This window comes from Gilvimarinus algae (genome assembly GCF_030518215.1).
GTDB classification, from domain to species: domain Bacteria; phylum Pseudomonadota; class Gammaproteobacteria; order Pseudomonadales; family Cellvibrionaceae; genus Gilvimarinus; species Gilvimarinus algae.
The window spans coordinates 58,542-72,945 of the sequence record NZ_JAULRT010000059.1 but is presented as its reverse complement, the minus strand read 5'-3'; the positions used below and the strand labels follow the sequence as shown (position 1 = coordinate 72,945).

Sequence of the window (14,404 nt, the reverse complement as noted above, 5' to 3'; positions counted from 1 at the left end):
ACTTAGGCTAGCCTACCTATCTAAAGCGCAAGCTTTCGGTGTATTTAAATCAACAGGAATAAAGTGAAACCACTTTCTCACCCATTCGGGGTGTAACACTTTTTCCATCTCCACACTAAGGTCTTCGGCCGTCTTATCCAAGTAGATATGGCCTTCCCGTTCATAACTTACTATTGCAGCAGGATGCTGCTCAAGGCGATTTAAAAAGTCGTAGTATGTTATATATAGCTGATTTGCCTTTACGTAATTGAAATAATCGACTCCCGTGCTACTTACAATTCTAACTACATTTTCGAGGTAGAGAAATGGACCGGGCGGCGACGAGAGAACCAAGTGATTACTGACCCCGTCTTCCAGGCGAAGATTTGCAAACATATTAATGGACTGCGCGGTTTTTAATCCCAGATAAGGGGTAATACAATTAACGAAAAACAGCAGAGATATTACATTCAACAGCGGCTTTTTAGAAAAAAATACAGCTGAGACTCTATGATCACGCTTGTCTTTCCCATACTTAAATACAATCCACAAAAACGGCACCACCCAAAAGAACCAAACTAATGTCACCGCCCAAAATACATTCATCCACGCCAAAACCCGAATCACGGAAAGATAGGCAGCTGCTATAATCCAGCCCCTCCAAGAGCGAGACAACGATAAAAACCGTCGACTTAACGGGTCCTCGATAATTGCTTTTGCACTTGCCCGCGATATAAATAATATGTGTAAGACTACGGATAACATCGAAAAGGCGGTATACATGGCGTAATTACTTAACGCCAACATCATATGAAAGGCTATACCAAGCAAGACGCCACAATGGCGAAACCGCGGCACCAATAAGAAAACTAGAATCGCCACCTCTGCAATCAAAGTGCCATATATAAATAAATACCTAGCCCAGCCCCAATCGACCAAGTACAATGGCCAAGGCATGCTACGCCACAACTCCACGGCACAACTGACTGACGGATCCAAAAAGCCACTATTCAACTTATGGAACACACCGAATACATACATCATTAGCAAAAGAGCTCGACCTACTGGCGCAACCACCTCAAACCAGTCGGACCAAGAGTCACCCCGCCACGCGCAGGTCAACCCAGAGAAAATTATTGCCAACAAAAAAAAGTTTTTTATAATCGTGTGATTAGAAAAAGATGGCATTTGTAGCCAAGCGTCAAAAACGCCAAGCAACAACAACGCAAGAAGCAAAAGAACCTTATCCGGCCGAACAAAGAGTAGAAAGCCGGCAGCAGCCACCAAATAGGTAGACCAAAATAGGTCAACCCCGTACTGGTAGGAGTAAACCAGAACGTGCAAAACACTAAAGAAGCCCCAGCAACATGAAAAAAGTATTAAATTTTGATTTTCAGGATTTTCGTTGACAGGGCGAACCCCCAAAACCAGCAATACCAAGTTTCGCCCAAGCCTTAACACCGGATAAAATATTGCAGCGAGATATACTGAAGAGAACAGCCAACCATTAATACGATTGAACAGGTTTGATTTACTACTCAAACCAGCCAGTACAGCAACAGCTTTTTCACCGCTGTATAACCGCCCTTTTACATCAACGACCATACCTCGATCCAAATCAAATCCTTCGCTCCTGAGCATCAACCGAGACGCTTCGTCGATCCGCACATCGATAAGCTGAGGCTCCCCCTGAGACTCTTTTAAGCGCAGATACTGGGTGTAGGAGCGGCAGAACGGACACTTGCCATCGTAATAGATTTTTATCGACACTGCTCACACCTTATAGAGGCATACATAATGTGTAGTTAAATCACAGACAGCATATAAAAAAGGCGTGCAAAGCACGCCTTTGAGGGACCCGCGTTAGATTAAACTCAGGTACCACCGCCACCGCCAGCTGCAGCCAGCTCGCAAGAGCCTTTACCAGCATCGCAAGTTGTGTCTTGCTTGATGGACGCGTTACCTTGTGTCTTTGCGGCAAACGTCAAACTATTGCCGGCATTGTAATCTGCCACAGACATTGTCGCGCCCGTAGTACAAGCACTAGCGGTAAACGCAGTCGGCGCCCTGTTATCTGCCGCATCGGATACAGCAGCACTCATGTACGCTTTAGCTTCTGCCAGGCAAGCGCCGTTTGCTGAGCGCTGAGTGTAGTCTCGGTACTGGGGCAGTGCGATAGCCGCCAGAATACCGATGATTGCTACAACAATCATCAGTTCGATCAATGTAAAACCTTGTTGCTTTTTCATTAGAGCCTCCAGAAACGCTCACTGTTTGACAACCATTTTTAACGTTAGGGTTAGTTTGCCACCAACCTACACAACAGGAAGCAAAAAAAAGGCCAACCCTCAGTTCGACCGCAGACTAGCCCTGAATTGGCTTTGCTACCTATTGCCCTGCAGCATGGCAGCCCTTAAGCAGCAAAATGTGACAAATTCTGTCACACCTTATCCGATAAGGTCGTATTTTCGCGAACCAAAAAAAGGGATTAAAACGCCAAGGCATTGCCTTACCACGCGCTAACGAATAAAGTAAGGCCTGACAAAAGAACTTTCGCCTTTGCAGACAATATGTTACAGGACTTTATTGAAGTCATGCCAAAGGCATAGGCGACCCCCGATACTTGGGCGAGGCCAATAGCTGCGGCAGGATGAGGCTCTAACCCGCTGCTCTGTAGGTTCAACGTTCTGAATTTTACTAATTTATACCCAAAACAACTAATACTGGGGCACTCATGGCAGCGTTGACAGGTTTGGCAAAGCGACTGGTGAGCGACGGAGTTCTCGATGAATCCTTGGCCGCCGACAGCCAGGCGGAAGCTAATAAGCAAAAGCTACCCTTCGCACTGTATCTCGTGCGAAATGATTTGCTAGATGCCAGAACTGTTGCCCAGATCGCTGCGGACGAATTCGGAACACCCGTCTTCGACATTAAGGCGATCAGCCCTCTCTCCCTACCAAAAAAGCTTGTCGACCCAAAGCTAATTGAAAAGCATCACGCCTTGCCGCTGATGCGCCGTGGAAACCGCCTGTTTGTCGGTGTGGTGGATCCCACCAATTTGCGCGCTCTGGATGAAATCAAGTTCAACACCGGCATTAACACAGAAGCTGTTCTGGTAGAGGCCGATAAGCTGAGCATTGCGATTGAAGCCTATATCAATGCAAATGAAGAGAGCCTCAGCGATGCTCTTGGAGGGCTCGACGACGAAGGTCTCGAGGGGCTTGAGGCCGACTCTGCTGATGTACATGCAGAGGAAGAGGCCAACGAGGCCGACGAAGCTCCTATCGTGCGCTTTATTAATAAAATTCTTTTGGATGCCATCAAAATCGGGGCATCAGACATACACTTCGAGCCTTACGAAAAAACCTACCGCGTTAGATTCAGGACTGACGGAATTTTGCGGGAAATGTCCAAACCACCGACCAGCCTTGCTACACGCCTCGCGGCGCGCCTGAAGGTTATGTCGCAAATGGATATCTCCGAGCGCCGAGTACCTCAAGATGGGCGCATAAAAATGAAAGTGTCAAAAACGCGAGCGATTGACTTTCGGGTCAACACGCTGCCGACTTTGTTTGGCGAGAAGATCGTACTGCGGATTCTGGACCCCAGCTCCGCCAAGCTGGGCATTGATGCACTAGGCTATGAGGACGAACAAAAGCAAATGTACCTTTCTGCCCTAGAACAGCCTCAAGGTATGATTTTGGTGACCGGGCCTACCGGCAGCGGTAAAACGGTATCTCTGTATACAGGCCTTAACATTCTCAATACCGAAGAGCGCAACATTTCCACCGCGGAAGACCCGGTAGAAATCAACCTGGAAGGCATCAACCAGGTGCAAATGAACACCAGGGTAGGGCTGACTTTTGCGGAAGCACTTCGTTCGTTTTTGCGACAGGATCCAGATATCGTGATGGTCGGGGAGATTCGCGATCTTGAAACCGCCGAAATTGCTATTAAGGCTGCACAAACAGGGCACTTGGTACTCTCTACGCTGCACACCAACAGCGCGCCTGAAACCCTTACCCGCCTCCTCAATATGGGCGTACCGGCTTTCAACGTCGCCACCAGCGTTAGCCTGATCATTGCCCAGCGGCTTGCAAGACGACTGTGCACCAAGTGCCGACGGCCGGCAGATGATATACCAGACGAAATTCTCAGCCAGGAAGGCTTTGACGATATCGGCATTCCCAGGGAGGAGTTTGAGTTATATCATCCTGTAGGCTGTGACGTCTGCTTAAAAGGTTATAAGGGCCGGGTAGGCGTATATGAAGTAGTTCGCATCACGCCCGAGATAGCCTCCCTTATAATGGAAGGGGGAAATTCTCTGCAAATTGCCAAGGCGGCTAAAGCGGCTGGCTTCAACAATTTGCGGACTTCAGCACTGCGAAAAGCTGCACAGGGCTTAACCAGCCTGGAAGAAGCCAACCGAGTCACTAAGGACTAACTTATGGCCACTGCAACTGCTCAAAAATCCAGCAAAAACAGTTCGGCAACGAATCGCTCCAAGAGCTCTACCGCGAGTATTTATACCTATAAAGTGCAAGACAAAAAGGGGAAGACTTTACAGGGCGAAATGAGCGGTACAAATCCTGCTATCATTCGTGCTCAGCTTCAGAAACAAGGTCTAGTAGTAAAATCGATCAAAAAAAAGCCGAAGCCTTTGTTAAGTGGTGGCAAAAAGAAAATTAAGCCCAGTGATATTGCCGTGTTCTCAAGACAAATGGCAACAATGATGAAAGCAGGCGTGCCTCTTGTACAGTCTTTTGAGATTGTCGCCGATGGTCTAGAGAATAGATCCATGCAAGAGTTAATCCTCAAAATTCGAGAAGACGTAGCGGCAGGAGGAGGGTTCGCGCCAGCACTACGTAATCATCCAAGGTACTTTGATGATCTATTCTGTAACCTTGTAGAAGCAGGTGAGCAATCCGGTGCCCTGGAAACCATGCTTGATAGAATTGCCACTTACAAAGAGAAAACAGAAGCACTGAAGAAGAAAATTAAAAAAGCTTTGACCTATCCAACGGCCGTTGTAATTGTCGCCCTAATCGTAACGGCGATTTTGCTAATCAAAGTCGTTCCTCAGTTTGCAGACACATTTGGAGGTTTTGGGGCAGAGCTTCCAGCGTTTACCCTATTTGTTTTGCACCTTTCAGACTTGGCACAGGCATACTGGCTGCACGTTCTGGTAGGAATTATAGCTTTCGGCTTTGTCTTTCGCGAGCTCAAACTTAGAAGCCCCAAATTTGTGTATTTTTTAGACCGAACTTCTCTTAAAATCCCGGTGATTGGTGACATACTATATTTGTCAATTCTCGCTCGATTTGCTCGTACGCTCTCTACCACCTTCGCTGCCGGGGTGCCGTTAATCGACGCCCTGACCTCTGTAGCGGGATCAGCCGGTAATAAAATATACAGTGAGGCTGTTATAAAGATCCGAGAGGATGTATCAACCGGTCTTCAGCTAAACACCGCCATAAGAAACCAAGGTATTTTTCCACCATTACTCATTCAAATGGCCGCGATTGGCGAAGAGTCTGGCGCCCTAGACGAGATGCTGGACAAGGTAGCCACCTACTATGAAGAAGAGGTTGATAACAAAGTCGATAGCCTATCTGCACTGCTAGAGCCCATGATTATGTCGATTTTGGGCGTTCTAGTAGGCGGGCTTCTCATTGCAATGTATCTACCGATTTTCCAACTCGGCAATGTGGTGGGATAACAGGCGATGTCGGAGCTACCTTCTTGGTTTATCTTTCTATTTGCAGGACTATTTGGACTTACTTTAGGCAGCTTTCTAAACGTTTTAATACTGCGGCTCCCCAAAATTATGGAGGCGAGCTGGCGTGCTCAATGCTGTGAGCTTCTTGAGCAGGATGCACCTCAGCAGGAAAAACTGGGCCTGGCATTTCCAGCCTCACACTGCCCCGTCTGCAAAGCGCCCATTAAGGCATGGCACAACATACCAGTAATAAGTTATCTGCTGCTAAACGGGAAATGCGCGAGCTGCAAAACCCGGATATCACCACGCTACCCAATTATTGAAATAGCCACAGCAGTTCTCTCAGTTACCGCAGTATACCTGTTTGGCTTAACGTGGACGTCAGCGGCTGTTTTGGTGTTAACTTGGGCACTGTTAACACTGACGGTCATCGATTTTGACACTCAGCTATTACCCGATTGCATCACCCTGCCTCTGCTCTGGCTCGGGCTAATTGTTAATTACTTCGGCCTGATTACCGATTTGCCTAGCGCCCTCTGGGGCGCTATTTTTGGTTATTTGTCGCTCTGGTCGGTTTTTTGGCTGTTTAAGCTGCTGACCGGTAAAGAGGGTATGGGTTACGGTGATTTCAAGTTGCTCGCGGCCCTTGGTGCCTGGATGGGTTGGCAGATGCTGCCATTGATTATCATCCTCTCATCCCTTGTCGGGGCCGTCATCGGTATTGGTTTGATTCTGATTAAAGGGCGCGACAAAAATATCCCCATTCCCTTTGGCCCCTACCTCGCCATTGCCGGCTGGATTGCGCTCTTGTGGGGCGATGAGATCACAGCGCGCTATCTTCAGCTTGCCAACATCGGCTAGCAAGTCATGGCGACGATCAGAAGACCCTTCGTCGTTGGTTTGACGGGGGGTATCGGCAGCGGAAAGAGCGCGGCAGCGGCATTTTTCGCCCACCAAGGCGTAACCGTTGCCGATGCCGACCTTGCCGCACGGGCCGTTGTTGAACCCGGCCAGCCCTCGCTGACAGCGATTTCCGAGCGCTATGGCAAAGTGGTTTTGCAAGGCGATGGTACGCTCAACCGCAGGGCTCTGAGAGAGATTATCTTTTCCGACCCCACCGAGAAAGCCTGGTTAGAGTCTCAACTTCACCCGGCTATTCGGACACAGTTGATCCAAGAGCTTCACGCCGCGAGCTCCGATTACTGCCTGCTGGTATCCCCCCTGCTGCTCGAAACCGATCAACACACCCTGACAAACCGCATCTTGGTGGTGGATTGTCCTGAGGAGGACCAAATTTATAGAGCCATGCTGCGCGACACAGCGTCACGTGAGCAGATACAAACCATAATCGCCAGCCAGATAAATCGTCAGGAGCGCCTTGCAAGAGCGGATGACATTCTGCACAATCACGGCTCGCTAGAAGAGCTTCAGGCGCAGGTGCAAACTCTGCACGCGACCTACACCTCCCTTGCCAAACATACTGCCCTATGAGTGAAGACAAGCCTATTATGCTGCAATGCCCCACCTGCCAGGCGCAGGTGGCCTGGACCGAGCACTTTCCTTTCCGACCCTTTTGCAGTGAACGCTGTAAGTTGATTGACCTGGGGGAGTGGGCGACCGAAGGGCACCGCATCCCAGGAGAGGACGCATTGGCGCAAAACGACGAGCAATAGCCTAGGGGGCCGCCCAGAAGGCCCGGATGGCAGCAATACCTTGGGCGCCGCTCGCTTTCGCCTTGCCGAGATCCTCTTGTTTCATGCCGCCCAAGGCATACACCGGCAACTTTGCCTGCCTGACTAACTCGGCAAAGCGCGCCCAACCCATAGGCGCCGCCTGCGGATGTGAAGCTGTCGCAGCGACGGGTGATAGTGTGGCGTAATCGAGCCCCAATGCCGCTGCGCGCTGCAAATCTTCAAGACTGTGACAGGATGCCCCCACTAAGCCCGCCTCAGGCTTCTCTGCCAGGTTTGCGAGCGAAGTGTTATCCAAGTGCAAACCATGGGCGCTGACGCGCTCCCTCAGGCTCTCAGGCAAACAGCGGCGGTTCAATAGCAGACGCGCACCGGCTTGATCGCAAAGATCAAGCGACTTTTGTGCAAGAACCAGATATTGCTCATCCGATAGCTCATGTGCCCGCAACTGAACCAGTGACAAGCCTTTACCCAGTGCCGACTGTAAGCACTCGATAAACACCTCTTCCGACGCAAAAGATCCGGTTATGCATAAGGTATCGGGTAAGGACAGCGCTTGTAAGATGGGCGCATTGGCGGCTGGGAAGTCATAGCCGGGCAAGTCATCGCACCTCACCCAGAGCAGGGGCTGACCCTCCTTACCCCTCGGTACACCGCTGAACCGGGAAACCCGATGAACATCGAGTCGTACAACTTTGGCGCCGTAATCGTGGATTATTTCAATGACGGGCTCGGTCGCCAACACTCGAATGTCCAGCTCTTCGAAGAGCTCCCGATCGAGCGCTGTGAACAAGCTTTCTCCCGCCTCCACTTTGCCCCCGGGAAACTCCCATAGGCCACCCTGGTGGGCGTGCTCCGGACGCTTGGCAATCAGCACCCGCCCCTCGCCGTCGGTCACTACACCCACAGCGACATGAATTGTTTTCGCGCGCTCAGGTGCGATAGTCGGCATTTATTCGCACATATTCATACGACAAATCTGTGGTCCAGAGCAGCTCGCGGCAATCACCCCGCCCAAGATCAATGTAAATGCCGATCCTATCACCGCTCATGACGGCCTGGCCTTGGGCCTCGGTGTAAGAAGAGGCCCTCCCGCCGTTTTTAACAATCAACACATCATTCAGATGGACGGTTACCGTTGTAGGATCAAGATCTTCCACTCCGGCGTAGCCAATCGCAGCGACAATGCGCCCCCAGTTTGGGTCTGAAGCGAAAAGCGCGGTCTTGATCAGGGGCGAGTGCGCAACGGCGTAGGCCACTTTAAGGCATTCATCATGGCTGGCACCGCCGGTGACATCCACAGTGACAAACTTGGTGGCGCCCTCCCCGTCGGCCACAATCATCTGTGCCAGCTCGGTACACACTTCCGTCACCGCCTGCTTTAAGCTCTCAAACGCCGCCGATCGAGTGTCACTGATCACAGGATTGCCCGCCTCGGCTGAGGCCATGATGACACAGGCATCATTGGTCGAGGTATCGCCGTCAATCGTTATGCGATTAAACGAGAGTCCCGCGGCTTCGCGCACAATCCCCTGCAGAGCAGCCTGTTCCACCGCAGCGTCAGTCGCGATAAAACCGAGCATCGTCGCCATATTTGGGTTGATCATACCAGCACCTTTGCTGATACCGTTGACCGTGACCGTCACCCCTTCAATATCCACTTGTCGTGTAGCTCCTTTAGGGCGAGTGTCGGTCGTCATAATCGCTCGAGCGGCAGCCTCCCAATTTGACTCCTGCAAACTGTCAAAGAGTGCAGGAATCACCGCCTCAATTTTTCCGACAGGCAGAGGCTCTCCAATAACCCCCGTAGAGAACGGCAACACCTGTGCAGTTTGCGCACCACCAGCAGTTGCCACAGCGGAACAAACCGTCAGCGCATCCACGCGGCCCTGCTCGCCCGTACAGGCATTGGCATTCCCGGAGTTGATCACTAGGTAGCGCGTCTTCTCGGCGCCCAGATGTTCACGGCAGATCGTCACCGGTGCAGCGCAAAAGGCATTTTTAGTAAACACCCCCGCCGCACAGCCTTTATCAGCCAGGGCAAACAACAAAACATCGTTACGGCCCGGCTTTTTTATACCAGCGGCAGCAACACCAATAGCAACGCCGGCAATCGCCGGCATTTCAGGGAAAGGGTAATCACCTACGGCCATGTTTGTGCTCTCTGTTAACTTAACGTCCCGTGACACTGCTTGAACTTTTTACCCGAGCCACAGGGGCACGGATCGTTGCGTCCGACCTTGCGGCCATCTCGAGTGTAGGGCGAGGCCCCTGGCTGTCCCGGCTCTGGGGCTTGGGCCTGCTCGCCCATGGCAGACGCCTGCTCGTGCTGAAGCTGCATTTGCTGGCGCGAGCGTTCTTCAACTTCACGACGACGGCGCTCCATTTCTTCCATTTGCTCGCGGGTCACAGGCTCCACGCGCGCCAAAAGGTTGATCGATTCGCGTTTTACCGTTTGCAGCATTTCCTGGAACAAATAGAAGGCCTCGCGCTTGTACTCCTGCTTTGGATTGCGCTGGGCATAGGAACGCAGGTTAATCCCTTGGCGTAGATGATCCATGCTGGACAACTGTTCTTTCCAGGCATTGTCGAGAACCTGCAGCATAATTTGCCGCTCGATTTCCCGCATGGCATTGGCATCACCGACAGAGCCGCCAATACGCTCGCACTTGGCGTCATAGGCGCCCTGCACTTCCGCCAGGATTTTCGCGCGCAAGCTCTCCTCGTGCAGATTGTCGTCTTCATCGAGCCATTGCTGCACAGGCAGCTTCAACCCGAAATCTGCCTCGATTTGCTTTTCAAGGCCGGTGATATCCCACTGCTCTTCAATAGACTGAGGCGGCACATGAGCGCTGACTAGATCATCCACCACATCCGCGCGCACATTGGTAATCGTCTCAGAAATATCTTCCGCCTCAAGTAACTCATTGCGCTGATGATATACGATCTGGCGCTGGTCGTTGGCCACATCATCAAATTCAAGCAACTGTTTGCGGATATCGAAATTGCGCCCTTCAACTTTGCGCTGAGCTTTCTCGATTGCATTATTTACCATGCGATGCTCAATGGCCTCGCCTTTGTCCATGCCGAGCGCCTGCATAAAGTTACGCACGCGGTCTGAGGCGAAAATCCGCATCAGGTTATCTTCCAGGGAGAGGTAAAAACGGGTCACACCCGGATCCCCCTGGCGACCGGCGCGACCGCGCAGCTGATTATCAATTCGGCGGGATTCATGTCGCTCGGTACCGATAATATGCAAGCCACCGGCTTGCAAAACGGTTTCATGACGTAGCTTCCAGTCTGCTTTGATTTTCTCAACCTGCTCGGGAGTCGCATTCTCCAACTGCGCGACTTCGGCCTCCCAATTACCACCCAGCACAATGTCCGTACCGCGACCGGCCATATTGGTGGCGATGGTCACCGCACCGGGGCGGCCTGCTTGTGCAATAATTTCGGCCTCTTTTTCGTGGTACTTAGCGTTAAGAACCTGATGGGGAATCTTGGCCTTTTTCAGGCGTTTGGACATCTCCTCGGATGTTTCAATAGAGGCCGTACCCACCAATATTGGAGCATTATTGCTTCGGTACTCTTCAACATCCCGGACAATCGCATCAAATTTTTCTTCGATGGAAAGGTATACCAGATCGTTTTTGTCCTCGCGCTGCGTCGGCCGATTGGTAGGGATTACCACCACATCCAGGCTGTAGATCTCGCGAAACTCAAACGCTTCGGTATCCGCCGTACCCGTCATACCGGACAGGGTTGGATAGAGCCGGAAGTAGTTCTGAAAGGTGGTCGATGCCAAGGTTTGGCTTTCGCTTTGAATGCGAACGCCCTCTTTGGCCTCAATCGCCTGATGAAGGCCTTCTGACAAGCGCCGCCCGGGCATGGTGCGCCCGGTATGCTCATCAATCAGCACCACCTCATTGTTTTGCACAATGTACTCGACATCACGATGAAAAAGCGCGTGAGCACGCAGCGCTGAATTCACATGGTGCAGTAGGCTCAAGTTTACCGCGGAGTAGAGGCTGTCTTCATCGGACAACAAGCCCGACTGAATTAACAACTCTTCCACATGCTGGTGACCCTGCTCGGTCAATTCCACCTGGCGACTCTTTTCATCGACATAGTAGTCGCCATCGTCCTCGCCCTCATTCTGACGGGACAGACTGCCGATCAGCTTGTTCATGCGCTGATACATTTCCGAGCTGTTTTGCGTCGGTCCGGAAATGATCAAAGGCGTGCGCGCCTCGTCAATTAAGATAGAGTCAACCTCATCGACAACGGCAAAATGCAGAGGCTGCTGCACCTTGTCTGCTTTCGACAGGGCCATGTTATCGCGTAGGTAGTCAAAACCGTATTCATTGTTGGTGCCATAGGTCACATCGGCCTGGTAGGCTTGGCGCTTACTTGCAGGGTCCTGTCCTGACTGAATGACGCCTACGGTCATACCGAGAAAGGCGTATAGAGGCTGCATCCAGGCGGCATCACGACTGGCCAGGTAATCGTTGACCGTAACGATATGAACACCCAGGCCGGTGATTGCCCGCAGATAACATGGCAGGGTCGCCATCAGGGTTTTACCTTCACCGGTGCGCATTTCGGCAATACACCCTTCGTGCAGGGTCATACCACCGATCAACTGAACATCAAAATGACGCATGCCTAAAGTACGCCGGCTGGCCTCGCGCACAGTAGCAAAGGCCTCCGGCAGCAGAGCATCCAGTGTTTCTCCGCCCTGGTAGCGCTCGCGAAACTCAGCGGTCTTTGCCGCTAGCTGTTCGTCGGGAAGCGCCTGTAGCTGCTCCTCGAGAGCGTTAATGCGCGCGACTGTTTTGCGCATCCTTTTGAGAACGCGATCGTTTTTTGAACCCAGAACCAGTTTGGTAATCTTGCCTAACATCGTATTAATCCATAGAAAACATCAAAAGACGCAACCGCAACAAAGCCAAGCTACGCTGCGGGAGACTCACAGAGTCGGAAAGTCAGGGAGAGGAACTATCGCAGGGTGCGATGAATGTACGAAGAGGGGTCTACCGCTCGGCCATTTTTGTACACCTCGAAGTGCACGTGCGGCCCCGTCGAGCGGCCGGTCGAGCCCATCAGGGCGATTACCTGACCTTTTTTTACCACATCGCCCACATCGACGGAGTTTTCCTTGTTGTGGGCATAGCGAGTGCTGAATCCATTACCGTGGCTGATTTCAACCATCTGCCCGTAGCCGCTGCGATCGCCCGACCAAGTTACCACCCCGGATGCTACGGCTATGATATTGGAGCCGTCCTTGCCTGCGAAGTCTACACCGCCGTGCCAGGCAACCTTACCCGTAAAAGGGTCCGTTCGTCGGCCGAAGCGGGATGACATCCAACCTTTTTCTACCGGTCGGCCGGCCACGAAGATGTCTTCTTTTAGTCGGCGATTGACCAGCAGGGTATCTAGGGTTTCGAGCTGCTGCTCACGATTTTCAATCTGGCGGGAGAGCTCATCGATAGCGGTAAGAAAGTCAGGGGGAGAATAGGCCTCTCCCAAGGCATCGCCTTCGGGGCCACCCACTGCCGGACTTTGGCTGAAGTCAAATTCACCGGAATCGAGCTTGGCGATGGTAGTCAGGCGCTCGCCCAAAGCATCCAGGCGCACCAGCCTGGCCTGCAGTTCAGCCACTTTGAGGGTCAGCGCCGCCACCTCGGCCCGTGCACGCTTACGGCTCTCGGTTACCTGCTCTTTTTGTTCGGCAAGGGCGACTTCCCAAGCCCGACGCGATTCGGCGGTGAACATCTCATGGCCCGCTTGAGCTACCAGTAGGTGATACCCGAGCACACCGGCAACAGCCGGCAGACCGAGAATGCACACTGACAAGACCGCACGGGTCCAGCCGCCCAGCGTAATGCTGCGCGCGTGACCGTGACGCTTGCTGACCAGAATGATCTTCATACCGCGAATTTTAGCTGAATCACCCGTTAATAAGTGCTAACTAACTAGCATTTTTAAGGTCTGAATGTATAACCAGACTCAATTTTTATAGCGACTAAATCGCAGGAAATTCCGCCAACTATAGTAAAAAGGCCCGCAGAGTACAATCTGCAGGCCTGAATTTTATCGTTTTAAACCGCCAGTAGCGGCTTCATATAGGAGATAGGGGCAGCCGTTTCGTCGTCGAAAGTCACCACTTCCCAGGCGTCCGGCTGGGCAATCAACTGCCTCAGGGACTTATTATTGAGCGCATGACCTGACTTATGCGCTTTAAATTCACCAATCAGGCTGTTGCCCAGCAAGTACAAGTCGCCAATGGCGTCTAATACCTTGTGCTTAACAAACTCATCCTCATAGCGCAGGCCGTCTTCATTGAGAATCCGATACTCATCCACGACAATGGCATTATCCACGCTGCCACCTTTTGCGAGCCCCTTGGAGCGCAAATACTCGATTTCGTGCATAAAACCAAAGGTCCGAGCACGACTGACCTCTTTCACAAAGGAGGTGCTGGAGAAGTCTACTGAGGTTTCAAGGGCGCGCCCTTGAAACACAGGGTGATCAAACTCGATTGAGAAGGTCACCTTAAAGCCGTCAAAGGGAATAAAACTGGCAGATTTATCACCGTCCTCGACCGTCACTGGTCGCTTGATACGGATAAACTTCTTCGCTGCAGCCTGCTCCTGAATGCCTGCGGACTGGATCAAAAACACAAATGGCCCGGCGCTGCCGTCCATAATGGGGACTTCGGGCGCGCTGACCTCAACGATCGCGTTATCAATACCTAGGCCAGCCATCGCCGAGAGCAAATGCTCAACAGTCGACACCTTGACGTCATCCTTAACCAAGCTGGTTGAGAGGGTGGTGTCACCGACATTTTCCGCCTTGGCCTCAATCTCCACCACAGGATCGAGATCCACACGACGGAAAATAATGCCGGTATCCACGGCGGCTGGCAAAAGAGTTAAATAGACTTTTTGGCCGGTGTGCAGGCCGACGCCGGTGGCGCGAATGGCATTTTTAAGCGTACGCTGTCTGATCATTG

The 14,404-nt window shown here is 51.8% G+C and carries 11 protein-coding genes and 1 pseudogene; 5 read left to right on the top strand and 7 right to left on the bottom strand.

All coding sequences use genetic code 11. The features are described from left to right. Nucleotides 1-12: 12 nt before the first annotated feature. The gene (locus tag QWI16_RS11650; RefSeq protein ID WP_302713319.1) at nucleotides 13-1,749 is read right to left on the bottom strand and encodes a DCC1-like thiol-disulfide oxidoreductase family protein; all 1,737 of its coding nucleotides are present in this window, start codon (nucleotides 1,747-1,749) and stop codon (nucleotides 13-15) included. 370 nt (nucleotides 1,750-2,119) lie between these two features. After that, a pseudogene (locus QWI16_RS18785) lies at nucleotides 2,120-2,228 on the bottom strand (prepilin-type N-terminal cleavage/methylation domain-containing protein); the annotation flags it as partial. Between the two features lie 485 nt (nucleotides 2,229-2,713). On the opposite strand from QWI16_RS18785, the gene pilB reads away from it, so the two are divergent. The 5 genes from pilB to yacG are packed head-to-tail and all read left to right on the top strand — an operon-like array spanning nucleotide 2,714 to nucleotide 7,371. Next, nucleotides 2,714-4,423, top strand: a complete 1,710-nt coding sequence (gene pilB, locus QWI16_RS11640; RefSeq protein WP_302713316.1) for a type IV-A pilus assembly ATPase PilB — start codon at nucleotides 2,714-2,716, stop codon at nucleotides 4,421-4,423. Between the two features lie 3 nt (nucleotides 4,424-4,426). Then, entirely contained in the window at nucleotides 4,427-5,698 is a 1,272-nt protein-coding gene (locus QWI16_RS11635; RefSeq protein ID WP_302713315.1) for a type II secretion system F family protein, read from the top strand. Between the two features lie 6 nt (nucleotides 5,699-5,704). Next, nucleotides 5,705-6,559, top strand: coding sequence for a prepilin peptidase (locus tag QWI16_RS11630; RefSeq protein ID WP_302713314.1), 855 nt, complete (start codon nucleotides 5,705-5,707; stop codon nucleotides 6,557-6,559). 6 nt (nucleotides 6,560-6,565) lie between these two features. After that, nucleotides 6,566-7,189: a dephospho-CoA kinase gene (gene coaE / locus QWI16_RS11625; RefSeq protein ID WP_302713313.1), complete on the top strand. Its 624-nt coding sequence runs from the start codon at nucleotides 6,566-6,568 to the stop codon at nucleotides 7,187-7,189. Further along, a complete protein-coding gene (gene yacG / locus QWI16_RS11620) occupies nucleotides 7,186-7,371 on the top strand; it encodes a DNA gyrase inhibitor YacG (protein WP_302713312.1) in 186 nt (61 codons plus the stop codon). Before coaE ends, yacG begins: the two co-directional genes overlap by 4 nt. A 1-nt stretch (nucleotide 7,372) precedes the next feature. On the opposite strand, the gene QWI16_RS11615 is transcribed toward yacG, so the two are convergent. From QWI16_RS11615 to lpxC, 5 genes are all read right to left on the bottom strand, one after another. Continuing rightward, nucleotides 7,373-8,341, bottom strand: coding sequence for a Nudix family hydrolase (locus QWI16_RS11615; RefSeq protein ID WP_302713311.1), 969 nt, complete (start codon nucleotides 8,339-8,341; stop codon nucleotides 7,373-7,375). Continuing rightward, nucleotides 8,322-9,542 carry a bifunctional glutamate N-acetyltransferase/amino-acid acetyltransferase ArgJ gene (argJ, locus tag QWI16_RS11610; protein WP_302713310.1) on the bottom strand — a complete coding sequence of 407 codons (1,221 nt, stop codon included), beginning with the start codon at nucleotides 9,540-9,542 and terminating at the stop codon, nucleotides 8,322-8,324. The genes QWI16_RS11615 and argJ overlap by 20 nt, the downstream gene beginning before the upstream one ends. A gap of 14 nt (nucleotides 9,543-9,556) precedes the next feature. After that, nucleotides 9,557-12,292, bottom strand: coding sequence for a preprotein translocase subunit SecA (gene secA / locus QWI16_RS11605; protein ID WP_302713309.1), 2,736 nt, complete (start codon nucleotides 12,290-12,292; stop codon nucleotides 9,557-9,559). Between the two features lie 95 nt (nucleotides 12,293-12,387). Then, entirely contained in the window at nucleotides 12,388-13,320 is a 933-nt protein-coding gene (locus tag QWI16_RS11600; RefSeq protein WP_302713307.1) for a M23 family metallopeptidase, read from the bottom strand. A gap of 170 nt (nucleotides 13,321-13,490) precedes the next feature. Continuing rightward, the gene (gene lpxC, locus QWI16_RS11595; protein WP_302713305.1) at nucleotides 13,491-14,402 is read right to left on the bottom strand and encodes a UDP-3-O-acyl-N-acetylglucosamine deacetylase; all 912 of its coding nucleotides are present in this window, start codon (nucleotides 14,400-14,402) and stop codon (nucleotides 13,491-13,493) included. Nucleotides 14,403-14,404: the final 2 nt, after the last annotated feature.

Excerpts from the sequence above, each read along its gene's own strand:
- QWI16_RS11635 (WP_302713315.1), top strand. The coding sequence starts at position 4,427 with ATGGCCACTGCAACTGCTCAAAAATCCAGCAAAAACAGTTCGGCAACG.
- coaE (WP_302713313.1), top strand. The coding sequence starts at position 6,566 with ATGGCGACGATCAGAAGACCCTTCGTCGTTGGTTTGACGGGGGGTATC.
- argJ (WP_302713310.1), bottom strand. The coding sequence starts at position 9,542 with ATGGCCGTAGGTGATTACCCTTTCCCTGAAATGCCGGCGATTGCCGGC.
- QWI16_RS11630 (WP_302713314.1), top strand. The coding sequence starts at position 5,705 with ATGTCGGAGCTACCTTCTTGGTTTATCTTTCTATTTGCAGGACTATTT.
- lpxC (WP_302713305.1), bottom strand. The coding sequence starts at position 14,402 with ATGATCAGACAGCGTACGCTTAAAAATGCCATTCGCGCCACCGGCGTC.
- QWI16_RS11600 (WP_302713307.1), bottom strand. The coding sequence starts at position 13,320 with ATGAAGATCATTCTGGTCAGCAAGCGTCACGGTCACGCGCGCAGCATT.
- QWI16_RS11615 (WP_302713311.1), bottom strand. The coding sequence starts at position 8,341 with ATGCCGACTATCGCACCTGAGCGCGCGAAAACAATTCATGTCGCTGTG.
- yacG (WP_302713312.1), top strand. The coding sequence starts at position 7,186 with ATGAGTGAAGACAAGCCTATTATGCTGCAATGCCCCACCTGCCAGGCG.
- pilB (WP_302713316.1), top strand. The coding sequence starts at position 2,714 with ATGGCAGCGTTGACAGGTTTGGCAAAGCGACTGGTGAGCGACGGAGTT.
- secA (WP_302713309.1), bottom strand. The coding sequence starts at position 12,292 with ATGTTAGGCAAGATTACCAAACTGGTTCTGGGTTCAAAAAACGATCGC.